Origin of the sequence: Aridibaculum aurantiacum, from assembly GCF_017355875.1 — a bacterium.
Taxonomy (GTDB): Bacteria; Bacteroidota; Bacteroidia; order Chitinophagales; family Chitinophagaceae; genus Segetibacter; species Segetibacter aurantiacus.
Window position 1 is genome coordinate 1,265,838 of the sequence record NZ_JAFEWC010000001.1, and the last position, 25,074, is coordinate 1,290,911.

The window sequence follows — 25,074 nt, forward strand, 5'->3', positions numbered from 1 at the left end:
CTTTTAATACAAACAATAAACACGTACAAGATCAACATGAAAAAGATCAGCATTTTTTTAGCAGCAGCAGTAGTTACTTTCTCTTCTTTTAAAGCAATAGAGAACTGGAAAGTAGACAAAGGACACGCTCGTCTTGGTTTCTCTATCACTCACCTTGGTATCTCCGACATCAATGGTAGTTTCAAAAATTTTGATGCTACTATCAAGTCATCAAAGCCTGACTTCAGCGATGCGCAGGTTGAGTTAACTGGTGATGTTGCCTCTATCAATACTGATATTGAAATGAGGGATAAGCACCTGCAAGGAGAAGACTTTTTTGATGCCGCTAAATATCCAACTTTCAATTTTGTAAGCAACGGTATCAAGCCTGCAGGTAAGAACAAGTACAAGGTTACAGGTAATCTTACACTGCATGGTGTAACTAAGCCGGTAACATTGGATCTTCTATATCGCGGTACAACTACCAACCCAATGAGCCAGGCTGCTACAAGTGGTTTCCAGGTTACAGGTAAAATCAAGCGTTCTGATTTCAACCTTGCTACTGGTTTCCCTACAGCTGTTCTTAGTGACGAAGTAACCATTAAAGCAGATGGTGAATTTGTAAAATAATCTTGTAGAAAGGCTGGTGCTTAGCCAGCCTTTCTCTTTTAAAATATACCATGATGAAAAAGATGATAAAAAATGTAACTGTATTGCTGGTGATTGCTACTGCTTTTGCATTTACTGCACCGGCTTTGCGCGTGTCTACCAAGCACAGCATTAAGTTCTCAACCTTTGGTGTTAGCGGTATCTTCAAAATATCTAAAGCAAATATTGCTTTTGATGCACAGGACCTGGAAGCTTCTAGATTTGATGTAGCTATAGATGTGAACAGCATTAAGACCAGCTTTGAACTGCAGGATAAACATGCAAAAGGTGAAGATTGGTTTGAAGCAGATAAGTTTCCTTACATGCGCTTTGTATCAAAAAGGGTAGTAAAAAATGGCGCATCATTCCAGGCTATTGGCGACCTGAATGTTCATGGCATTACCAAAGAGGTTACGCTGCCATTTAAATATTCACCTACAGCAACTGGTGGTGTATTTGAAGGTGAGTTTACCATCAATCGCATTGATTTTAAGATCGGCAAACCTGGTGGTATGGTTGGCGAAGATGTAAAAGTGAATGTGTCTGTGCCTGTAGTGAAATAACTTTCGATAAAGGTGGCTTGTGAAACGTAAGCAGTTTATTCAAACTATCATAACAGGAGTTGCAGGGATGTCTACACTAAGCAGTTTAAAACGATTTACGGATGAATTGCAATTGCAGGAAAAGCCGATGCCCATCCTTTTCGTTGGGCATGGCTCACCTACCAATGCAATAGAAGATAATGAGTTTACACAGCGGTGGAAGGCAATAGCTAAAGAGATACCGCAACCCCAGGCGGTGTTGATCATTTCTGCACACTGGCTTACTAAAGGCACACATGTAACTGCTATGCCACAGCCAAAGACCATACATGACTTTGGGGGCTTTAGCAAAGAATTATTCGAAGTGCAGTATCCTGCTCCAGGCGATCCTGCGCTGGCAAAAGATATTGCTTCATTGGTTACTTCTACCAATGTAGGAATGGATCATGATTGGGGGCTGGACCATGGCGCATGGAGTATTGTGCACCAAATGTATCCGGGAGCCAATATACCTACGTTGCAGTTCAGCATCGATTATCATAAGCCTGCATCGTATCATTATGAGCTGGCTAAAGAACTACGTGCACTACGCAAAAAAGGTGTGCTAATACTTGCGAGTGGCAACATGGTGCACAACCTGCGTATCATGCGCATCAAAAGCTTTGATGATATCAACAAAGAATTCGGCTTCGATTGGGCGCTTGAGATGAATGATATCTTCAAACAAAAGATCATGGCAGGTGATCACCAGGCGCTGGTAAATTATAAGAGCCTGCACAAAGCAGCTGAACTTGCCATACCCACTCCCGATCATTATTATCCATTGCTATACACTCTGGGACTGCAGGATAAAAAAGATCAACCTTCCTTTTTCAATGATAAAGCTGTTGCCGGATCAATTACTATGACCTCGGTGAAGATGGTGGAGGGATAGGGGATTGGGGATTTCTGGATTTCTGGATTTGGGGATTTTGAGATGCCTGATGTGATGTCGGATGTCTGATGTGATGATGTCTGATTTTCTAATCTCTAACCACTGATCACTGACCACTGACCTCTAACCACGGACCTCCCGTACTTCCCACCTCGTACCTCGCACCTGTTCTCATACCTAATACCTCAAGCCTGACACCTTCTTCCCCCTTGCATGATTTTTATATATAGCTGCTTACAATCAACACTATGCAAAACGGCACGATGATGCAGTACTTCCATTGGTATTACCCAAAGGATGGAAGTTTATGGAAGAAAGTAAAACAGGATGCTCCATACCTGGCATCAATAGGTATCAATTCCGTTTGGCTGCCACCAGCCTATAAGGGTACAGAAGGTGAATATTCCATAGGATATGATGTATACGATTTGTACGACCTGGGTGAGTTCGACAGCAAAGAATCAGTAAGAACAAAATATGGCACACGCGAAGAATACCTTGCTGCCATAGAAACATTACATGAGCATCATATACAGGTGTATGTTGATGTCGTTTTAAATCACTTAGGTGGTGGCGATGAAACAGAAGTAATAAAAGTGCTTAAGGTAGACCCTGAAAACAGGACGGTAGCCATCAGTGAGCCTTATGATATAGAAGCCTTTACAAAGTTTACCTATCCATCGCGCAAAGACAAGTACTCTAGTTTCAAATGGGATCATACCTGTTTCTCAGGTGTAGATTATGATCATCGCACTGGTGAAACAGGCATATACAACATCTTAAATGACCATGGCCACGATTGGGATGAACTGATAACAGACGAGAAAGGAAACTTTGACTACCTCATGTTTTGCGACATAGAATTTCGCAATCCTGCAGTAATGGAAGAGCTGAAGCACTGGGGTAAGTGGTATTATGAAACAACAAAGTTTGATGGTATGCGGCTGGATGCGGTAAAGCATATTTCGCCTAAGTTTTACAATGAATGGCTGGCGTATATGCGTGAGTTAACCGGTAAAGAAAAGTTCACAGTAGGAGAGTATTGGGCACCCGGAAACCGCGAACTTTTAGAAACATATATAGAAGCTACAGAAGGAAAGATCTCGTTGTTTGACTCGGCGCTGCATCATAGGCTGCACACTGCATCGCGCAGCGGAAGCGATTATGATCTTTCAACCATCTTTGATGACACACTCGTAGCTACACACCCGCACCTTGCTGTTACATTAGTTGCCAACCACGATACGCAACCACTGCAGGCATTGGAGGCACCGGTTGATCCATGGTTTGCACCTATAGCCTATGCACTTATCCTGCTTCGCGAAAAAGGTTATCCATGTGTTTTCTTCCCTGACCTGTATGGCGCTGAGTATACTGATAAAGGGCAGGATGGAAATGAACACCACATTGTAATGCCAAAGATCAATGCGCTGCCACTGCTGTGTAAGCTGCGCAAAGAGGCTTCGTATGGCAACGAACACAGTTACTTCGATCATCCAAATTGTATAGGCTGGACACGCGAAGGCGAGGACGATGTAGCACACAGTGGTTGTGCTGTAGTACTATCTAATGGTGAGGCTGGCAGTAAGAAAATGTTCATTGGCCATCGCCATACAGGTAAGCAATTTGTGGATGCGCTTGAACAGGTACATGAAGCTATAACTGTAGACGAATCAGGAGAAGCTACATTTACTTGTGCAGGTGGTTCTGTATCTGTATGGGTACAAAAAGAATTGTTGCCAATGCTCGAGATCGTTACCTGAACAGCATGCTCAGGTAAAAGCCTGGCTTAAAGAGTATCTTCTTTTTCTTTTCAATATTGGAAAGCGCATCTATCAAAAACTGCTGGATGTACTTGCTTTCCTGCGCTCTCTTCACTGCGAAGTTGAAAGCCCAAGGATACCTCACCAGTTGTTGCAGCAGTCGACTGATCTTAAGCTCGCCCCACATGCGGCGGTAGATCTCTTTATCGTATGCTTTATTAAATGCAGCAGAAAATTGCTGTTGCTCAAAACATCTGATGGCATGATCAGCTGCCACTCTTCCGCTTCTTATAGCATTGGCTATCCCTTCACCTGTAAAAGGATCAATTAATGCAGCAGCATCACCAGTAAGCAAAAAACGTTCGCCAGAAATATTTCTTTTTTTAGAACCCAATGGCAGTCCATAACCTTTTACTGTTTCCAATGGTCGCGCATCTTTGAAACGTTCTTTCAAATGCGGATGATTGTTGATGAGCTTTTGCAAAACATCTTTCAGGTTCAGCTTGTGTTTTGATACCACCGACGATAGCACACCAATACCAACATTGGCTTTATTGCCTGCTAATGGAAACACCCACAGGTAGCCAGGCAATATCTCATTAAAGTAATGCAGCTCAATAAAATTCTCTTCATGAAACGACGCAACATTTTCATAATACACCCGCAGCCCCGCACAGTAATGATCCTTTTCTACCTGTATATCTCCCAGGTGTTTTTGAACAACCGAATGTGCGCCATCAGCACCAATTACAAGCTTTGCTGAAAAGCTGCCGAGATTGGTGTCAACCGTAACGCCGCTTGAGTTTGTTGCAACCTTAGTTACTGTACAATTTTCAAAAGTATCAATGGTAGGTAAAGCCTTGGCGTGTTGAAAAAGCAGGTTGTCGAAATCGAGCCTTGGCGATATGTAGCCAAAGCTTTTATTGCCTTTATGAATGAAAGGGATATCTACATGTTTTTGATTAGGCGCCACGATCTTCACGCCATACGACGCGATCTTGTTGCTCATCTCTGCAAACTGCTGCTCCAGCACAGGCGATAGAATCTTTACCTGGTTCACCACATCAACACTCAAGGCATCTCCACAAGTTTTATCTCTAGGGAAAAGAGCTTTTTCTAACAAGGCCACTTTCAGGTTCGCGTCGGCCAGTTTGATGGCGCAAGAAGCTCCTGAAGGTCCGCCGCCTACTATAATTACATCAAAAACTTTGTGAGACATGCAGTGGTTTTAAAAAGTGAATGCTGTTGATCAGTCAGCAAGATAAGTACAACCTCCTTTGCTACAGCATTTGCCACACAACTGGTACAAAGAAGAAAATGAGATGGTGTACTATCATGTGCTTGTTCATTACGCAATGAATAGTTATGCTACCAGCTGCAGTTCTTATATGATACATCGTTGCCACGCTCGGTTCATCGGCAGTATTCCATAGCAGCGGCTTCTCAGCTGTACTATGCAAGTCAGCATCTCCACTCTTTAATAGCTATATAACCCACTTCACCAAGGAACTTTATGATCGAAAGCCCACCAGTAGCTTCTTTACCACACTGATCAATGAACCACATTTGCGCAGCCTTTCCTGCTGATTTGGAAACTTCAGCAGGTGGGGCTACTTTTGCGCACCATGAGAATTAGAACAAATTCCGCAGTTACTCCACCTTGATGGACTGATCAACAACTTCTCTTTGCTTGACTTATTCAAGTGCTCAATAGCGTGTTCTAAATAATTCCATTCATTGTTTTTTCAAAAATTGTAGTTATGAATACAAATGATTCTATGTCGCCTCATTCGTATAAGAAAGGTTTTTTCTCACACGCCAAGTCTGATATCTCTGCCGGCGTAGTTGTATTCCTCATAGCACTTCCATTATGCCTCGGAATTTCACTTGCTTCGGGAGCACCGTTGTTTGCCGGTATCATTGCTGGTATCATAGGTGGTATAGTAGTTGGCTCGCTCAGTGGTGCCAATATTAATGTGAGTGGACCTGCGGCCAGCGTGGCTCTTGTATTCTTAACAGCTATTACCACGTTGGGCTCATATGAAGCAGTGCTTACGGCAGCTGTTATTGCAGGCATCTTCCAGATCATCCTTGGTTATTTACGTGCAGGAACCATTGCCTATTTCTTTCCGTCCAGCATGATCAAAGGCATCCTTGCTTCTATTGGTCTTATCCTTATCATCAATCAATTGCCGCATGCATTCGGCTATACCGGCGAACGTTTGTTTGGTAGCATGGAAGGTGGCTTATATGAGAATATTGTAAGTGCTGTGTCCAACATCACCAACTACATCAGCATTGGCGCTACCATCATCACGGTTATCTCACTGATCATCATTTTTATCTGGGATCAGCCATCACTAAAAAAACATGCATTTTTTAAACTGGTACCGGCGGCGCTTGTTGCTGTTACAGTAAGCATATTCATCAACCAATTCTTCAAATCATCTTATCCTGAATTAGCACTTGCTGGTAATAGTTTAGTGCAGTTACCAGTGGCTGGCAGTGTTGATGAATTCTTTTCCTTCTTCACCTTTCCAGACTTTAGTGTGTTGTCTAACCTGCAAGTTTACCAGGTAGCACTTAGTATTACTTTCATTGCCAGCCTTGAGTCGCTGCTAAGTACAGAGGCAGGCGACAAGCTTGATCCATACAAGCGTAAAACATCAACCAACCGCGAACTAAAAGCGCAGGGAATTGGTAATATCATTTCATCAATGATTGGTGGACTTCCTGTAACAGCTGTTATAGTAAGAACATCAGCCAATGTAACTGCAGGCGGTCGTACTAAATTATCAACCATTATGCATGGCCTTATCATGTTGGTTTGTGTTATCAGCATTCCACGTGTGCTGAATATGATACCGCTTCCTGCACTCTCAGCGGTACTTTTTGTAGTTGGTTATCGCCTGACATCGGTAAAGCTTTTTAAAGAGATGTACAGGCTTGGCAAGCGTCATTTTATACCATTTGTTGCTACTATCATTGCAGTTATGCTTACCAACCTGATAACAGGTATCATGATAGGTGGTGCAGTGGCTATCTTCCTGATACTGCGTGACAATTATAAGACACCATTTTTCCTCGACAGGAAAGATCATCACGAAGGGGAGAAGATCAATCTTGTATTGTCTGAAGAAGTGACCTTCCTGAACAAGGCAAGTATCATGCTTACACTCGATCACGTGTCACCTAACTCTGAAGTTATCATTGACGCCAGTCGTTGTGTAAATATTGATGATGACGTGCTGGAGATAATACAAGAGTTTAGAAGTACAGCACAGTACAAAAACATTACGATCACCACTATAGACCTGGATAAACATTTACAAAAGCGGAAAATGAAATTAGCAGTATAAGAGCCTCATTTTGTAAAAGAATAAAACAGCCAGGCAATCATCAACTGCCTGGCTGTGTCATGTAAGGCGCCAAGCTTTATACAATTGAGTTTTTGAAAACTGGTGCAGAATTATGGAGGAAAGTATCAACTAAAAGTGAAGAAGCAAATGGAGCAAAACCACAATCGTATTACCTGCTAATTGATTGCTTGCTCCAAAGGTGTATTACATACCATTTCTCCCGATTTAGATGATTTGTCAATAAGTATATTACCCAATTCAAATTGGTTATTATTTTTTATTTAAAATCCTGCTGTTTTTAAAAGTTTTATTAATTGGAAACTACCTGCCCTGCAGGGGTATTTGGCTAACTTGCCGGCTGAAAACTGCGGATATTGGAAAAAGAAGAATATAGGGAAAAGATTAGCAAGAGGTACTTAGAACTTAAGGAATCACATGACCAGGATCTGCAGGATATATTGCTTCTTGCATCAGAAATTTGTGGTACGCCCGTTGCCCTGATCACTCTTCTCGATAAGGATAAGCAATATTTTAAAGTAAGAAAAGGTATTGATATAACTGAAACGGAAAGGCATGTTGCCTTCTGTAACCATACAGTGGAAGGCAACGAATTATTTACAGTAAATGATGCTACCACTGATGATCGGTTTTCAAAAAATCCGCTTGTAACAGGCTATCCTAATATTCAATTTTATGCTGGCTTCCCGCTGCAGTCGCCGCTAGGATCAAACGTAGGCAGCCTTTGTGTAATAGATAACCAGCCACGTTCTCTAACATCCTTCCAGGAAAAATGCTTAGAGATATTAGCACGCCAGGCTATTCAGCGACTTGAACTGGGCGCATCGATGCAGCAACTGGAAAACAACCTGGAGAAGCTTCAAAAGCAGAAAGAGGATTTAGACCGTTCAGACAATATGTTGAGGGCATTTTTTGATTCAGCTGATGAATACCAGGTGTTACTGGATGAAGATTTGAAAGTAGTTGCTATTAATAAGGCTGCCAAAGAACTGTTTAAGCAATATAGAAAGAAGGAGCCGGTACAAGGAGAGTCTTTCATTGATTGTCTTTCTGAACAATCCGTAATAGACTTGCAGCGTGTAGCGCCTTCCATTTTAAAAGGTGAGGCTGTGAGTGTAGAAAGATTGTTGATGAATGGTACTGGCGAAGAGCTTTGGTTAAAGGTGGGCATTTCACCTGCATTTGATAAGGCAAATCAACTTATAGGTCTTGCTTTGGTTGGCAGTGATATCAATACTCAAAAATTGCAGGAAGAAAAGATACAGGAGCAGTACAATAGCCTATCAAAGATTGCTCAATGGCAATCTCATAAACTACGTCAACCTGTTTCATCTATACTTGGTATTACCAATCTTATACAGGAAGAGAACCATGTATTTAGAGAAGAATACATTGCTTCGCTTCGCAAAGTAACCGAACAGCTGGACGAGGTAATAAAAGAGATAGTGGTGGAAAGCAGGAGTGTGTAGAGAGACTTTGTGGTTCCTGGTTCCTGGTTCCGGAATGTGGTTTCTGGTTTCTAGTTCCTGGTTTTTGGTTAGTGTTTGCTCTAGAGTATTCCTGTGCAGACTCAAGTTGAGTGACTGATCAAGTTTTGCATTTTGCATTTTGACTTTTTACTTCTCTCACCTCACCAGCGTTACATTTCCTTTCTTCACATATACATCACCACCGGTACAAGCCATTTCAGCAGTGTACACATAAACATCTGCATTTGCTGCAATTCCATTCACCCTGCCATCCCAACCACTTAATGGATCATTTGCTTTGAAGTTGCTGCGCTCAAATACCAGTTGCCCCCAGCGATTGAATACCCTGAAGTATTTCACCAGTGCAAGGCCTTTGCCTCTTACCATAAAAATGTCATTTACGCCATCACCATCGGGGCTAAATGCGTTTGGTATATATACCTGCGCCTCTTCTTCACAGCGGATCTTGTACTCAATCGTGTCACTGCCTTTGCAGCCATAGATGTTTTCAACTTCCAACTTGTAGGTAATGTTGTTGTTGATTGTGGCTATTGGTTTTGGACAATTGGTGCAGCTTAGATCTGTGGTAGGTGTCCACGTATAGCGGCGGATAGGACCATTAGTGATAACAGGATCAAATTGTAATTGCGTACCTGCTACTACAGTAGTTCCTGTTCCAATATTCACGGTAGGATATTCACCCACAGCTACAATCACACTAGCTGTAGATTGGAAGCAATTGAATGGATCACGTGCTGTAACTGTATACTCAGTTGTGACCATAGGATTGGCAATAGGATTGGCTACTATGCCACTGCTAAGGCCGGCAATCGGGTTCCACTGGTACCGTGAAGCGCCACTTGCAAACAGCTGCGTTTGCTGTCCTGTGCAAATAGTATCGTTAGGTGAAAGTGTTAGTACAAAAGGTTGTACAACTTCTACCAATACAGTATCTGTTGCACTACATTGGAAGATGTTTGTTCCGGTAACAACGTATTGCGTAGTGAATTGCGGATTGGCAACCGGGTTTGGACACGTAGAACAGCTAAGGTCCTGCAGCGGGTTCCACAACCATGTAGATGCACCTATAGCATTCAGCTGTGCTGTTTGCCCACGGCAGATGCGAACATCCGCACCAGCGGCTACCACTGGCGAAACATTCGCCCTTACCTGTACCAGTGATGTGTCTGCACATCCATTGATAGTGGTGGTGATAAGACGAACTGTATAAGTGCCTGGCGCATTGTATAAGGTAGTTACATTTTTACCTGCGCCATTTACATTGTTGCCAAAGCTCCAGTTGTAATTGATGACCGAATCCTGCGATTGAACCAGTGCAACAAAATTCACTTGCTGGCCAGTACAAGCCATCGTATCACCTCCAATTACTGCTGCCGGGTAATTATGAACGATGACAGATAGAGGAACAGTAACTGTATCTACACAACCGCTTCGCCCGGTAATGGCCAGCCTGATGTGATAGATGCCATTCTGCGTGTAGGTATGCGTAGGATTTTGAAGAGTTGAGCTATTGCCATCGCCAAATAGCCATTGGTAGTTTGTTATACCAAAATAGGCACGTGAGGTATCGTTGAATTGAACCGTTGTCCTGCCGCATGATTGCTGCATCTGTGCGGTGAACCCTGCTTTGATGGCATCCACACGAATCGTGTCACCTGTTGCTATTCGTTTCTCACAATTGCCGGCTATTAAATATGCATGCGGTACATATACGCCCGGCTGTGTGTATTGATGGAAAACAACATTGTTTGGCGTTGTCACAATAGTACCATCTCCAAACACATACCTGATCTGTGCAGTATTGGTAGCAGTAACTTCGAAGCGGACAGCATTGCCAGGACATACATAGCCGCTCCTGTAGTTCATGGTGCCTGCAGGCGACGTAACAGTAACAAGCTTGGCAGCTTTGTTAATACAACCGCCGGGTCCTTTGCTTATCATGGTTACTGTATAAGAACCTTGCGTAGTGAAGGTATGCGTAACATTGTCGCCGGTAGCTGTGTTGCCATCGCCAAAATTCCATGTGGTGAAGGTAGAGGGCCTGTTATCGTTTTTAAAAGTTACAGTGAAAGGAATACAACCGCCTGCAACATCGCTTGCTGTAAATGATCCTGCCAGCGTATCACGAATAAGGATATCAGCAAACGCACTGTCGGAGCAGCCGAACCCTTGCGGGAAAATCTTGCTTCCAACCAGCCAAACCCTATAAGTGCCTGCTGCATCGTATGTAGTAGTAGGATTGCGCGCTACAGATGTTTTACCATCACCAAACTTCCATGCATAACCAATGTTGTTGTCGCTGGTATTGGTAAAACGGATGGTATCACTAACGCATGCTACCAATGGATTTGCAATGAAATTAACGTTTGGTTTCAGCTCTACAGTGATGGGTTCAAAATCAGTAGTATCATTACAACTGTTAGAAGCATACAACGATACATTGAAGTTTCCGGCAGTAGTATAAGTGTAGCGGATGGTATCAATTCCATTGCTGGTTGTGGTAGTGCCGCCGTCACCAAAATTCCAGACAAAGCTGTTGGCGCCGGTGGTGTTGTTTACAAATTCAACTGTATGAGGTGCACAGCCATACCGCTGGTTTCCATTTACAGCAAAATCCAGTTGTATAGAATTAGGATTAGCAATGATGGCATATACTAACGAGTCGGAACCGCAATCATTAGTGCCTACCAGCTTTACATAAAAAGTATCTCTTACCCCTGTGGTAAATGTATGTTGTACACTAGGGTTGTTAGTGGTAAGGGGAGCAGTGCCATCATCAAAATGCCAGGTATAGGTAACATTGCTGCCCCTGCTGGTATTGCTAAACGTAACACGCATAGGGCTGCAACCAACAGTTTTATCTGGTGTAAACAGAACACGTGGTTTTGCTCTTACTGTTACAGAACTAGTAGTTGTAATGGTATCACAAGCTGATATAGCTTTTAATGTTACGGTGTAGGTTGTATCGCCATTAAGCGGATTAGTAGGGAATACAATAGAAGATGGTTGAAGTAAAGTGCTTGTTTGGCCTTGTCCAAAGTTCCAGATGTAGGTATAACGTGGTCCATTTGCAGTTGTATTTGTAAAGTCAATTGTAAGCGGTCCACATCCGATGTTGTTGCTCTGAGTAAAAGTTGGTGCTGGTGTTTCTACTGTAACAAAACCATGTTGCATGCTATCGTTCTTACAGCCATGCAAGCTGATGGCTACCAACTTGATTGTTACACTGTCACCAGGGGTATTCATGGTGTAGCCAGGGAAGGTTTGGCCATTGCCAATATAGTTGCCATTCACATACCAGTTGTAGGTGATCACCCTATCGTTGTAAGGAACTAATCCTATCACAGTGCTGTTGATGAAAAAGGGTGCACAACCAACTGTAGCAGTAGGATTGAATTCAGCCCTGGCATCAGGGTTCACTGTTATTTTCACCACGTTACTGGTATTGGCTTGCGGTCCTGCACAAAGTTGGGTGGTACTTATTCTTCTATACCATGTGGTAGTGGTAAGAGTGCCAGGTGTATAGTTTGTATTTGTTGCACCTGCTATGTTAGTCCAGTTAATGTTGTCGGTGCTGCTTTGCCATTGGTATGCAGGTGCACCATTTCCACCGCTAGCTGTCGAACCTACAATGGTTGCAGGTTGTGCACCAGTACAGATCTGTTGGTCAGCATTGATGTTGTTATTGATGATGCCACCTATTACTGTTACCAGCACTGTATCTCTTCCTATACAAGAGCCTCCACCTATCGTGTAAATAAGCGTGTATATGCCGGGAGTAGAAGGCGTGAATGATCCGGTAGTTGTAACCAATGGGCTGCCACTCCATCTTCCGCCGGCAGGTACACCGGTCAACTGAATAGCTGTGGTAGCTTGACAAACAGTGGTATCAACACCTGCATTAGCTACAGGCGGATCAATAACTGTAACTACCATGCTATCGGTTTTGTTACAGTTGTTATTTCCTGCTGTATAGTATAACGTATAGCTTCCATTTCCTGCTGTAGCGGCATTGAAAATACCTGTAGCTGAAATGGAACTATGTCCACTCCATGTACCACCTGCCGGCGAGCCTGTTAGTTGTATTGCGGTACTGATGTTACAAACGGTAGTATCTGCTCCTGCGTTAACATTGAGATAAGGAACAACCGTAATTGTAGCTGTAGCTGTATTTGTACAACCATTGGCGGCAGTACCGGTAACTGTATATGTGGTGGTGGTAGCAGGTGAAGCTTTTATAGTGTCTGTGGTTATTACCTGTATACCAGTAATTGGTGCCCATGAATAGCTGCTGGCACCACTAGAAGCAATAGTAGTACTATCGCCAGCGCAAATGGTTGCTGCGCTAGGAGAGGTAGCAACTATAGGCCTTTTCTTCACCAATATTTCTACTGTGTCTTTGCTGCTGCAATTAGCACCTGCAGCTACCGTAAGTATATAGGTAAAAGTAGTATCAGCACTTGGTCCTGTGTAAGAAAGTGTAGCTGTTGGCGATGCAACAGTGGCACTGCTCAATCCCGTAGCAGGTAACCATGAATAGGTTAAGCCGGCGGTACCGGTTGTTCCAAATTTTACTGGTACACCACTACAAATACTTGTGTCGGGTCCAGCATTTGCTGCAGGAGTAGAAGTGATAAGTGCAGTTACTGTATCAGACGTTAGTCCACATTCATTGCTTACATCAAGTATAATAGGATAGGAGCCGACCTGGCTGTAACTAACAGCGCCGGGAACAGCCAGGTTTGATGTGGAAGGAGTACCATTGCTAAACGTCCACGTATATGCAGCAGCAGAGTCTGCATAACAATTTGTAACAACCGCCGTCGGCAAAATATCGTTCCCTATACATACTGCATTTATAGGATTGATCTTCACCTTTGGTTTGGCTTTTAAATAAAACGTATCTCGTATGGTAGCCGGTGTACAGGTAAAGCCTGTGCCTATTGCAGATACTGTAAGGGATATAATGTAGCGCCCTGGTTTAATGAAACGAATGGAAGGATTTTTAGTGGAGCTGCTTGTGTTATTTACAAACACATGCGAAGGGCCTGTAAGCGTATTACATCCAGAAGCATCGGAGTAAGCAACATCCCAAAAATAAGAGTCGCCGAGGCAGCCACCGGTAGGTGATGTATTGGTGATGTTGATCGTATCACTGGTACAACTGCTTTTCTTTGGTAAGGTAAAAGCTGCAACCGGAGGGTTTCTTACGCAGATCGTTTTTACAATACTATCCTGCCCGCATAGATCATTACCCACATACATCTTGATGGTATAAACTCCTGCAGCAGTAAAACGGATACCCAATTGCGAGGTGCCTAATGTCCATAAAAGATTGTTTGTGGGAGAGCCATTGATACTTCCCATGGAACCGGATGCAATGGTGAAACCTGTTGCCGGAGAAATGGACCATACCTGCTTATTTACATAATTACAATTTGAATTTCCTCCGCCGGTTTGTGTTATCGTACTTCCAGATGTGCTGGTATTGGTGAAGGTGACCGTTGTATTGGTACATACATTTTGCGAAGGCGATATGGCAAAATTTGGACGTGGCCGTGTAGAAACATAAATAGGAATAACGTTCACACTGGTGAGGCCACAAGGATTTTCTATGTTGAGCGTAGCACTGAATGCATTTCCGTAAACACCGCTGGAGAAACCGCACGAGCCGTTGCCAAAAACATGCGTTACGCTATCGGGTGGCGGATGCTGGTAAACAATGCCCTGGCTTCCATCGTTGATGGCTATTGAGTAGGTTGTTCCTGGTGTATTGTTGGCGTAGCCAGAGATGCCGAATGTGAGGGCACTGGGTGCGCAGATACTCGCATTACCTGGACTATTGAAACCACCAGCTGGTGTTGTTCCTAAAAAGATGATATACTTCTTGATGCCTATACAACCCGTACTACCTTCTACCGTTAATGTGAGCGTATGTTGTCCAAGCGTATAAGGATGGGTTATTATATTGATTGGGTCCCATGTGTTGAACACTGAATCAGGAGAGCCATCGCCCCAGTTGATTGTATATTTTGTGTTGATGGTTCTTGTAGTAGAGGCATTCATGAATTGAAACACGTACGATCCCATATTTGCGCAGCGCCTGAAAGTTGGGACGCCATTGAAGTTTCCAAATGTTACCTGGTTGTCAGGATTGCCCAGCGATGCATCAGGTACATTTTTGATGACTACTGGTTTGGTAACAGACTGTGTACAGTTGAACCTATTGGTTACTTCCAGTTTTACATTGTATGTAGAAGTTCCCGAAGCGCCTATTGCATTTAAGAATTGGTAGGTAGGGTTGGCAGCAGTGCTTGTTTTAGTTGGTTCGAACGTCCAGAGGTATTTGAGCGGATCGCCGTTACTTACCGTACCTGAACTATTGAACATCACAGGTATATTACCACATTCATTATTGGGTGCAAAAGTAAAATCAGGAACAGGCTTCTGGTCATTTACCTTAATGAAGAAAAACATAGTAGCAGTGTCCAACCCATTGATCACCTTTTGAATGGTACTGTCAATGCCCGCAGTATTGTAAGTGACAATACCCGGGTTTGCTCCGGCATAGGTGGCCGGTGTACCCAATTTCAATTTCCATTCTGTAATTGGATTTACTGCGGTGCTCTGGTAGTTGACTGTGCTGCCGATACAAATGTTGAGCGTATCGCCATTGTTCATTACCCTGCCATTGGCGCGGATGCCAGGAGCTACCTGTGCATTTGCTTGAAAAGATGCTTGTAAAATAAGAACTAGAAAAAAATATATGGCAGGTTGGTACAATGAGGTGCACGCTCCCTTTCGATAGCTTTTTATACTACCTGTCAGACTTCCCATTAGCAGTTAGAGGTTTGGGCGTAAATTGATTTATTAAGCCAATTTAAACAATACCTTGGTATAGGTATATTTAAATCTTTCAACAATGGACGATTTTTTACCTCCTAACGATGCAAATCGGTAGTTGCAGGCGTTTGAAACAGCAAGAGCTTTTATATCATTTCAACAGGTATTTTTGGTACCAATCTTACAACTGCTTGAAATCGAAGAAAAGAATCCGGAAACCAAGAACCCGGTCAACCTCGCATACCAATGGAAAGGGTGGTCGTAAGCTAACATTTCATAAACTGGATTGGCTGGAATGGATAGCTATAGGCGTGTCTATATGGTTCTTTGTATTTCCTTACCCTTATAAGCCGTTGTTCGTAATAATGTTAGGCCTGCCCATATTCGGGTTGTTTCTTAATGGCCTTGCCGGTAGACCAAGTATTGCAAGTTTGGTAGAAATAACAAAAGACAAGGACGGATCGAATAAATATGATGTAGCTGATTTTATAGATTTTCCTGCCATTGTACTGTTCATTCATGTGCTAAGGAATTATGAATTTGAAAGCTTTTACAGTTTGATCATTCCTGGTGTACTGGCATCCCTGATGATGCTGGTACTGGTACTTATTACGCATAAAATACAGATCCAATCTGCCGCGGATAAGTTGTGGATATACTGTTCCTTTTTCTTTAATGTATGCTTGTTTAGCTTTGCTGCTACCTATGGTGTCAACTGTGTTTTTGATGACTCGGAGCCAGAAGTATATTACACTGAAGTGCTGGACAAACATATATCACGAGGTAGACGAAGTACCAGTTACTATGTAAAGGTCGCGCCCTGGGGGCATCATCATGATATTGAAAAGATCAGCGTTTCCTACAGCCAGTACAATGCTTTGCAGCCGGGTGAACTTGTGGAGATAGACCGGCAGGAAGGGTTGTTTCACATTCCCTGGTACTATATCAATAAGTAACAAATAAGTTCTGCTGTTAATGATCGTAGCTGATAACCCTGGATATTCTCCACTGTTCATCCTTCTTTTGCCAGATCATTAGAAACTTAAATGTTCCTGTTTCTTCTTTGCCATTTTCCATATGCCTGAACAGGTGCTTGCCAATTTGTATAGCACCATAATCTTTTATTGGGTGTACTTCCAGCGTTCCGGGTACCAGCTCACGTGTCAACTTGCTTTCCCTTTTAAACATGTTTTCAAAGTTGTCGAAGACGGTCTTGTAAGATAGTAGTCCGCCATTATCCTGGAACCATTCAAGATCAGTGGTGAACATCGATTTGAACTTTGGCATGTTTTGTTTGTTAAAGGCATCGAACAACACACTGTCCATTTCAGCTATTTTATTATAAAGCTCAGGAGATGTAGGTGCAACCTTTTTTTCCTGCGCATTTGTATGAAAAGCAATGATGACAAACAGTGTGACAAATATTTTAAACATGTTGTAGATTTTGGCTGAAACTAAGATAGAAACAACTGCAGGATAGAGCACTTTCTGATAAGTGGAAGAATAATATTTTATAGTAAGGCTACTGCTGCGGGTTGATCATTTTAGACAACAAATTCTATTACTTTATTTTTACCCGATTATTTTTTGAGAATGATGAAATTTCTATTGGTGGAAGATGAACCTGATGTTGCATCATTTACAAAGCGTGCACTGGAAGAAGAGGATTATGAAGTGACAGTGGTTATGAGCGGCAGCATAGCTGTGGATTACATCGATAAGTTCTCGTACGACCTGTTCATATTTGATATGATGCTGCCCGGGCTTAGCGGCACCGAACTCTGTAAACATTGCAGGAACAGTGGTTTGAATACGCCTATCCTGATGCTTACCGCATTGGGCACAACTGACAACATAGTGATGGGTTTGGATAGCGGTGCTGATGACTACCTGACAAAGCCTTTTAAGTTGGCAGAACTGCAAGCGCGTATACGATCATTATTAAGAAGAAGTTTATCTCCGGCAAGTACCACAGCCGGCAGCCCTGTTCCTGCTAATGTGGTTAAGTTTGCCGATATAGAACTGAACACTGATGAAAAAACAGTGGTGCGGAACAATGAGCCGATAGACCTTACAGCTACTGAATTCAGGCTGCTCGAGTATATGATGAGAAACCCGAGGAGAGTGCTTAACAGGATGCAACTGCTGGAACATGTTTGGGGTTATGACTTCAACATGAATACAAAAGTGGTGGATGTTTATATCAATTACCTGAGAAAAAAATTAGAGAATAATCATCATTCAAAGATCATTCACACTGTAGTGGGAATGGGATATGTTTTAAAAGAAGTGGCGCATGAAGATCCAGTTTAAAATTGCTTTGTTATTTACACTTTTATGTACTGGTATTATCATTGGTTTAAGTTGTGCCATTTACTTTTTTGCTAACGAAAGAGCTTTCCAGGATTTTTATACAAGGCTTGAACTGCGTGCTACCATTGCAGCCAAAGCAAATTTTGAAGGTAGCCAGGCTACTACACAGGCTTACGAGCAGGTAAGGAACGAGCACCTTGAAAGGCTTCCAGAAGAGTTGGAATACATTGTGCCAATGGACTCGTTGTTACAGGTATCAGATACATTTGCCTTGACCGTGCCGACTTCTTTTTACCACGACCTCATCGATAAAGGGTCAGCTTCTCATAGGGATCGCTACCATTTCTTTAGGGGGGTGCGTTATAACTACGCCAACAGGATTTATGCAGTAATTATTTCTGCAGAACATACTTATGCAAGAAATTTCTTGCTCAATCTCCGGAATATACTCATCACAGTTAATCTCATTTCTACGCTGGTAATTTTTACGGTAGGCTACATATTTGGTCGTAAAATTTTAGAACCCATAAGGCGAATAATGGAAGATGTAAACAACATCAATGCTACGTCGTTACATAAGCGCCTTGAAATAAAAGAAGGCAAAGATGAGATCACTGAATTGGCCAATACTTTTAATAGCTTGCTCAGCAGGTTAGAAACCTCGTTTGAAACACAAAATAATTTTGTAAGCAATGCATCGCACGAGCTGAATACGCCGCTAACAGCTATTATTGGTGAAGCTGAACTAGCCCTGGCTAAGCCTCGTGATACACAGGAATATCGACAGGCAATGGATGTGATTTTGAAGCAAGCAGAAAAGCTGCGCAACATCACAAAAAGCTTATTGGAACTTGCACAGTCCGGCTTCACCGGCAATCTATCATCTGAAGATGTGGAAGTGGCAGAATTAATGGAGAATGTACAGCATGTGGCGCTGGGTATTTATCCTACCTGTAATCTTGAAATAGATAATAGTCTTCATCCTGCCAACCTGCATTCACTAATGGTGCGGGGCAACTTTCGCTTGCTGGAATTATGCCTTTCAAACATACTGCTGAATGCATGTAAATATTCTAATGGTAAAACGGTTACAGTGGCTATAGCTTCTACAGATGAGCATCTTGTATTCATTATTAAGGATAAAGGGATAGGTATACCGACGCAGGATATGCCGCATATATTCGATCCTTTTTTCAGAGCTTCTAATGTAAGTACTTCCAAAGGTTATGGTATAGGCTTGCCACTTGCACGAAACATAATCAACCTGCACAATGGCACTATTCATATTGCATCTAAAGAGCTGGAGGGGACTGAAGTGGTAGTAAAGATCCCACTTAGCAAAAAGAATTAGAATATTTTCTTACCGTTTTCTTACCACATTTTTATACAGGTCTTACCTGCTGCTTACCTCATCTTAACGTTGGTGATACAGTTTTACATCAAAATCACCAACTATGAAGAAAGTGCTATTGCCTACAGATTTGTCGGTTCAGTCGTTGTGGCCAATCCACAATATTGTAAAAGATTCGAAAGATGAAAAACCAACTATAATTGTAGTTCACACCATTCATTTGCCTACCTCTATCAGCGACCTGCTTTACCTGGAAGAGCCGTATGATGCAGTGCCTGCTCATTTTACTGAAGCATTGCAAATGTTGCGTAAAAAATATGCAGCTGAGGTTGAAACTATCAAGTTCAAGTTTATCTATTGTACTACACGTCGTTACCTCAATCTTTTCCTGCAGGGAGCCAATATAGAAAAGGTGTATTTGCTGCAGAATTATCAGTACAATCAGCCGCTCAAGCAGTCTGCTAATTCAATAGAATTGTTTACTAAAGTGAATGTTCCTGTAGTGCAACTTCCACTTCATAGAGAAGCATTCTCTGACTATCAAATTCTTTCTGCACTTCTGAATAACAACGAGGAAAAAGAACCAGCCGTGCAGCAACCCGCACAGGCTAGTGTTACCTATCCGTAAAAGGAAAAACAATTATGCTTTTAAGAAAAAATATTCCACTTAAATATATTTTAGGTAAGATCAAGTTTGAGTTGCTGATAGTGACATTATACGCTGCAGGCGTTGCTATTCTATACCATGTAGTAGATCTGTCTAGCTTTTCATTGCCGATAGGTGTACCAATGGTAATGGGTACAGTAATATCCTTGCTACTTGCCTTTAGATCGAACCAGGCATATGACCGATGGTGGGAAGCCCGTACTGTTTGGGGAGCTATAGTAAATGATAGCCGCACACTTGCAAGGCAAATAAAAACTTTGAGTAAAGAAGCCTACCAGGGTGAAGAATTTTTCTTCTTCAAACAGCGGTTTATTAAGCGGCAAATTGCATGGTGCTATACGCTTAGCAGAACATTGCGTACGCAAGATCCACTAATAGGTATGCACAAGTTTTTGGTAAAACGCGATATGCAGCACATGGATAATTATACACACATACCTAATGCATTGTTAGAGCTTCATGGACACGATATTCAGCAGGCATTGGAGAACGGTTGGATCAACTCGTACCAGCAAATTGAGATAGATAAAACACTGACACGCCTATGCGATTCTATGGGTAAATGTGAACGTATAAAAAATACCGTATTTCCTGCTACTTACGGCTTGTACATTCACTTCTCGCTCATTGTGTTTTTTATGCTGTTACCTTTTTCATTGATAGAAGTGTTTGGTGTTTATTTCATAATACCAGCATTGGTAGCTATAGCTGCTATATTCTTCCTCATCGAAAAAATGGCTATTCACCTGCAGGATCCATTTGAAAATAAACCAACCGATACGCCAATGACCGCTATCTGTAGCACCATTGAGCGTGATCTTGTACAAATGGTAAATGAAAGCTATGCAGCAGAAGCAGCCAAGGCAGAAAAACAATTTTACCTGCTTTAATTACACTAATTTTTTTGGAACACCACTGACTATAAATCCTTTCTTCTATCCACACAGGAGGCTACCTATTTGGGTGGCCTCCGCCTATTTAGGGCAACCTGTTTTGGTTGTAAATGATTTTATTTTATAAGAAATAACGCGTTGGCTTCAAGATGAAGAAGTTATTGCTGTAGATAGCAATTGGCAGATGAATCTGTGAGAAACATCAACAGAATAAGCCAGCCTTATTTACCTGCGCCACAACTTGGGGGTGGCATATGTATTGCCCACATTCCAAAAACAATCGTTATGGGGAAAGATAGAACTGATAGAACTTTAAAAGGAAAAGATACCAACGGTACATTTCATCCAGGTAAGGGTAAACCATCAGGAGCAAATAAGGAAGAGGGATTAGGTTTACATCCTACAGATCCTGAAAAATTGGAAGAATACCTGGCCATGACCGATAAGTATACTGAGGGTGAAGATGTTCTGGCTAGTAATGTGCCGCTGAGGCATCCTAACAGGCATCCATCTAAAGCGGACGACAATGGAAGAGAAAGGAACGGAGGCAATGCCAACAACAATGGTAACGCTGCTACCGATGAGGGAAGTGATGTTGTAATTGAGCAACTTCCGGGAGTATTGACTAAGGAGCGCTTCGCTGAGCTTGCAAATTATAAAGCAGATTGTACCATTTCCATTTACATACCTACCAATGGTACAGGTGTGGAAGGAAATGAACAAATGAGTAAGATAGACTTTAAAAGCCTGCTAAATACGGTAGAGCAGCAGCTAAAGGAGCGTGGTCATACCAGTGCTAAAATTGAAAATTTACTGAAGCCTGGTTACGAGCTAATCAACGACCAGAACTTCCTGAGAAACCTTACTGCAGGCCTCGCTTTATTCATTGCAGATTGTTTCTTTAAGTACATCAAGATGCCAGTGGCTGCAGAACAGCAAGTTGTGATTGAGCCAACATTTTACGTAACGCCGTTAGTGCCTGTGCTTACTCGTAGTGAGTACTTCTACGTACTGGTAGTTACTAAGTCGCAGTTGAAATTGTTCAAGGCGGATGCATTTGGTATACAGCCTGTGCCGGTAGATGTGCCAGGTGAAGCAGGTGAAGTAAAAAGGCTTTCTGACCTGGATGCTACTACTTACCGTACGGGAAGTGCTGGTAAACGTGCTACACCAGTAGCCGAAACTGCATCGTACCATGGTCATGGTGGTGGCAATCCTGATGAGAAAGAGATACTTGCTACTTACTTTGAGTATGTAGATGATATCTTATTCAAATCAGTATTCAATAAGGAAAATGCGCCACTTGTGTTGGCTGGTGTAGAATACCTGCTGCCTATATACAAGAGCGTGTGCGATTACCACAACGTTTGGGATAAGTGGCTTACAGGAAACAGGGAAAGGCAAGACACTGCAACCCTTTACCAGGAAGCAAAAGAACTGATGGAGCCTTACTTCATGCAGAAGCAAAACAAGGCACTGGAGATGTTTGGAAATAAATCAGCTACAGAGCTTACTTCATCTATCATTGATGATGTGATACCTGCAACTTATTATGGCCGTGTGTCTCACTTGTTTGTATGCAAAGGCTGCCAGGTTTGGGGTTCATTTGATGAAATGGATAATAAACTCACCCTGCACGAAACGCAGCAGGCAGATAGCGAAGAATTGCTGGATCATGCAGTAATGAAAACGCTGGCCACAGGTGGTGAAGTATACGTACTGGATAAGGAGCATATGCCTGCGGATAGCATGGTTGCCGCTTTATTACGTTACTAGTTTATTTGTTCATATGAAACAAGAGCGTAGTGTTATTATGATACTACGCTCTTTTAATTTATGATTTGTTGAGTAGCTGCATGTTCTTATTAATCACCTAAATCCACCAAAGATCTAACGCTTCTAAAATAGTTTTCGATCCTGAAGCCAAAAGTAAAAAGCAGGTTTTCTCGCCTGGTGCGGCTGATATGATTATAGGTGGTGGCAGCTGTAAGACTGAGCCACTTCTTTAGCTTAAAGGATAAGTTGGTATTTGACCTGACAATGAAATCATTTTTATACTGCAATGAATTCTGCAAGAATGAGCCGCCATCGAAGGTTACCAGTTCACCTATCTTAAACCTGAACTGCAGCCTGAACGAGTTTCTGAATGTGCTGTATACATCTCGTATACTATCCGGAAGCACCAGGTCTACATATTCAAACAAGATCCCGTTACTCAGGTTCAGGTAAGCATTGTCTTCATCTAATACACTATACGCTACACCTGCTCCCGTTTGCGATCTGTGGTTGATATTGAGCGAATAACTCGCGTCATAATTTGCAAGACCCCAGTAATAAAATCTTTTGTTCCCTCCCTTGTACCAATTGAAATCTACAGCGGCCGTTACATCGTTATTGGTAAGCGTTTGCTGTTGTAGGCCATATATCCAATTAGCATTGCTATTAAAAATAAAGTTCTGTTTATTGATCTTGAAGCTAGCTGCATTTGTGAGCACGTATGAAGTTCCATCATTTGTTCTATTATTGATACCTGTAGATGCGAAGCTGGTAAAGTAGTGGACGGAGTCAGAGAACTGCGCATGTGATTGCTGCAGAAGAAACATGCTAAAGCAAAGGGTAAAAAACAGCTTCATGATCTTTTTGCAATTGATGTCAATCAAGCTTAGCTACTGTAGAGTGTACAATGCCACGTATATTCTGTTCCAGTTGTTTCATGCGGTAGATTCTTTCTGTTGCGTCATCTTCTCTTTGATCTTCCGGGCAGGCAAAATCATTTTCATGCACCTGGATATCCAAACCCATTCTTGCAGCTATACCAAAACAATAAGGTCGCCAGCCCCAGCCAAGGTCCTCTTTTGATTGTAGCAAGTGCGGCAGTACACTTCGATGAACAAGGAAAGGTCCATAGGTGTGATCGCAAATTCTACCGGTTACTTCAGCGCAACAATTGTTGATCGTTGTTTCCGTCATTTGTTGAAATGCAGGAAAAGTAGAGAAGCCTTTAGCTGTTCTTGCAAATACTACTACACCAGTATTTTCTGTAGTGGTTAATGTTGGAAGTATATGAGGAAGTTGCTTAAAGAAGTCAAGTTTGTCTGGTTCTGTATACAATACAAAATCCGGTTGTTTTTGCGCTGCCTGTTGCAGGCTTTCTGTCACTTGTGCCCAAAGCCCTTTTTCTTTAGCACTTAGAACTGTAGCATTGGGCAATTGACTTATATCATCCACAAAAGATCTTGGAGAACCACCATCGGTAACAACGAAAGGAATATCCAAAGTAGAAAGTTGATACAAAGCTTTTGTCAATAATTCTTCTTCGGCTTCGTTTCGTGCCCAGCTAATGGTGGAAATGGTGATATTCTTTGAATGCATGCATGGTTTTTTGCAAACGTAAGTCTATTCAAACGGTATGCCTTCAATTGGAACTAAGCTTGTTAGACAGGAATGAAAATTGTAAACTATGTAGGAAAAACATGTTCAATACCAACAGCTTTTTTGACAGCATCTTTAAAAACGCAGCACAAAACGGTATGATGGTGATGACCAAAGATGGAATAATTGAGCAGGTGAATGAGGCATTTACCAAAGCCTACGGTTATACAACAGAAGATCTTCAATCAAAACATTTTCGCATTTTGTATATAGAGAAAGACCAGAAACTTCTGCGGCCGGAGATAGAAGTAAACATCACTAACAGGTCTGGTTCACACAGCGATGAAAACTATCTTGTTCATAAAGATGGAACTCCTATTTGGGTTACTGGTGAAGCAGTATTGGTTGAAACAGAAGAGGGGAGTTGTATTGTAAAGATCATTCAGAATAATCATGCGCAAAAGCAACTGGAGCGTTACCTGCTTGCTAGCAGTGATGTGCTGGATACTTTATTTGAATCGGTCCAGAGTGGACTTCTCATATTGGATTCTCGTGTTCGTATCATTAAGTGCAATGGTGCTTTCCGCAGGATCTTTGGACTACAGGAAAACTTGCCGGAAGGTAGTAAGGTTCAAGAGATCGCTCACCCGTTTTGGCAAAAAGAGGAGATAAAAAAAGACCTGCGAAATGTACTGATAGAGCAGAAGCGACTGAAAAAAGAATACATCATGGCCAAAGGCAAGGATGAGTTCATCCGTCTGCGAATTGTTACCAAGATCATGCAAGGCGAAGACGATCCATCTACGAGATTGTTATTGGTTGTAAAAGAATTAACCTGATCATCTATAGCTGATAAAACAGGGAAGCTTGTGAACTGAAATATTATCTCAATAACCTGCTTG

At 42.2% G+C, this 25,074-nt stretch carries 18 protein-coding genes; 13 read left to right on the forward strand and 5 right to left on the reverse strand.

Going from position 1 to position 25,074, the window contains the following annotated elements:
* Positions 1-36: 36 nt before the first annotated feature.
* From J4N22_RS05170 to J4N22_RS05185, 4 genes are all read left to right on the forward strand, one after another.
* A complete protein-coding gene (locus J4N22_RS05170; protein ID WP_207492631.1) occupies positions 37-609 on the forward strand; it encodes a YceI family protein in 573 nt (190 codons plus the stop codon).
* 53 nt (positions 610-662) lie between these two features.
* On the forward strand, positions 663-1,190 hold the full coding sequence (locus tag J4N22_RS05175; protein ID WP_207492632.1) for a YceI family protein: 528 nt from the start codon (positions 663-665) through the stop codon (positions 1,188-1,190).
* 19 nt (positions 1,191-1,209) lie between these two features.
* Positions 1,210-2,103, forward strand: coding sequence for a 4,5-DOPA-extradiol-dioxygenase (ygiD, locus tag J4N22_RS05180; protein ID WP_342450921.1), 894 nt, complete (start codon positions 1,210-1,212; stop codon positions 2,101-2,103).
* Positions 2,104-2,351: 248 nt separating this feature from the next.
* Positions 2,352-3,866, forward strand: coding sequence for an alpha-amylase (locus tag J4N22_RS05185; RefSeq protein ID WP_255551659.1), 1,515 nt, complete (start codon positions 2,352-2,354; stop codon positions 3,864-3,866).
* On the opposite strand, the gene J4N22_RS05190 is transcribed toward J4N22_RS05185, so the two are convergent.
* The gene (locus J4N22_RS05190) at positions 3,859-5,085 is read right to left on the reverse strand and encodes a geranylgeranyl reductase family protein (protein WP_207492634.1); all 1,227 of its coding nucleotides are present in this window, start codon (positions 5,083-5,085) and stop codon (positions 3,859-3,861) included. The two genes, J4N22_RS05185 and J4N22_RS05190, sit on opposite strands and share 8 nt — an antisense overlap.
* A 541-nt stretch (positions 5,086-5,626) precedes the next feature.
* Here J4N22_RS05190 and J4N22_RS05195 point away from each other — a divergent pair.
* Positions 5,627-7,225 carry a SulP family inorganic anion transporter gene (locus J4N22_RS05195; RefSeq protein WP_207492635.1) on the forward strand — a complete coding sequence of 533 codons (1,599 nt, stop codon included), beginning with the start codon at positions 5,627-5,629 and terminating at the stop codon, positions 7,223-7,225.
* Positions 7,226-7,599: 374 nt separating this feature from the next.
* Positions 7,600-8,712 carry a sensor histidine kinase gene (locus J4N22_RS05200; RefSeq protein ID WP_207492636.1) on the forward strand — a complete coding sequence of 371 codons (1,113 nt, stop codon included), beginning with the start codon at positions 7,600-7,602 and terminating at the stop codon, positions 8,710-8,712.
* A 156-nt stretch (positions 8,713-8,868) separates the two neighbouring features.
* On the opposite strand, the gene J4N22_RS05205 is transcribed toward J4N22_RS05200, so the two are convergent.
* Positions 8,869-15,570 carry a PKD domain-containing protein gene (locus J4N22_RS05205; RefSeq protein WP_207492637.1) on the reverse strand — a complete coding sequence of 2,234 codons (6,702 nt, stop codon included), beginning with the start codon at positions 15,568-15,570 and terminating at the stop codon, positions 8,869-8,871.
* A gap of 197 nt (positions 15,571-15,767) precedes the next feature.
* Here J4N22_RS05205 and J4N22_RS05210 point away from each other — a divergent pair, with 197 nt between their 5' ends.
* Positions 15,768-16,532: a hypothetical protein gene (locus J4N22_RS05210; RefSeq protein ID WP_207492638.1), complete on the forward strand. Its 765-nt coding sequence runs from the start codon at positions 15,768-15,770 to the stop codon at positions 16,530-16,532.
* Positions 16,533-16,548: 16 nt separating this feature from the next.
* On the opposite strand, the gene J4N22_RS05215 is transcribed toward J4N22_RS05210, so the two are convergent.
* Positions 16,549-17,010 carry a nuclear transport factor 2 family protein gene (locus J4N22_RS05215; RefSeq protein WP_207492639.1) on the reverse strand — a complete coding sequence of 154 codons (462 nt, stop codon included), beginning with the start codon at positions 17,008-17,010 and terminating at the stop codon, positions 16,549-16,551.
* 159 nt (positions 17,011-17,169) lie between these two features.
* Here J4N22_RS05215 and J4N22_RS05220 point away from each other — a divergent pair, with 159 nt between their 5' ends.
* The 5 genes from J4N22_RS05220 (at position 17,170) to J4N22_RS05240 (ending at position 22,576) form a co-directional block, all read left to right on the forward strand.
* Complete coding sequence (locus J4N22_RS05220; RefSeq protein WP_242692061.1) at positions 17,170-17,889, forward strand: response regulator transcription factor; 720 nt, start codon at positions 17,170-17,172, stop codon at positions 17,887-17,889.
* Positions 17,873-19,240: a sensor histidine kinase gene (locus tag J4N22_RS05225; RefSeq protein ID WP_207492640.1), complete on the forward strand. Its 1,368-nt coding sequence runs from the start codon at positions 17,873-17,875 to the stop codon at positions 19,238-19,240. The genes J4N22_RS05220 and J4N22_RS05225 overlap by 17 nt, the downstream gene beginning before the upstream one ends.
* Before the next feature lie 103 nt (positions 19,241-19,343).
* The gene (locus tag J4N22_RS05230; RefSeq protein ID WP_207492641.1) at positions 19,344-19,868 is read left to right on the forward strand and encodes a hypothetical protein; all 525 of its coding nucleotides are present in this window, start codon (positions 19,344-19,346) and stop codon (positions 19,866-19,868) included.
* A gap of 14 nt (positions 19,869-19,882) precedes the next feature.
* The gene (locus tag J4N22_RS05235) at positions 19,883-20,797 is read left to right on the forward strand and encodes a bestrophin family protein (RefSeq protein ID WP_207492642.1); all 915 of its coding nucleotides are present in this window, start codon (positions 19,883-19,885) and stop codon (positions 20,795-20,797) included.
* Between the two features lie 288 nt (positions 20,798-21,085).
* Positions 21,086-22,576 carry a baeRF7 domain-containing protein gene (locus J4N22_RS05240; RefSeq protein ID WP_207492643.1) on the forward strand — a complete coding sequence of 497 codons (1,491 nt, stop codon included), beginning with the start codon at positions 21,086-21,088 and terminating at the stop codon, positions 22,574-22,576.
* Positions 22,577-22,665: 89 nt separating this feature from the next.
* Here J4N22_RS05240 and J4N22_RS05245 read toward each other — a convergent pair whose 3' ends face one another.
* Together J4N22_RS05245 and J4N22_RS05250 are read right to left on the reverse strand one after the other, a co-directional pair.
* The gene (locus J4N22_RS05245; protein WP_207492644.1) at positions 22,666-23,433 is read right to left on the reverse strand and encodes a DUF481 domain-containing protein; all 768 of its coding nucleotides are present in this window, start codon (positions 23,431-23,433) and stop codon (positions 22,666-22,668) included.
* A 19-nt stretch (positions 23,434-23,452) separates the two neighbouring features.
* Positions 23,453-24,172, reverse strand: a complete 720-nt coding sequence (locus tag J4N22_RS05250) for a hypothetical protein (protein ID WP_207492645.1) — start codon at positions 24,170-24,172, stop codon at positions 23,453-23,455.
* 101 nt (positions 24,173-24,273) lie between these two features.
* On the opposite strand from J4N22_RS05250, the gene J4N22_RS05255 reads away from it, so the two are divergent.
* On the forward strand, positions 24,274-25,011 hold the full coding sequence (locus J4N22_RS05255; protein ID WP_207492646.1) for a PAS domain-containing protein: 738 nt from the start codon (positions 24,274-24,276) through the stop codon (positions 25,009-25,011).
* Positions 25,012-25,074 lie beyond the last annotated feature (63 nt).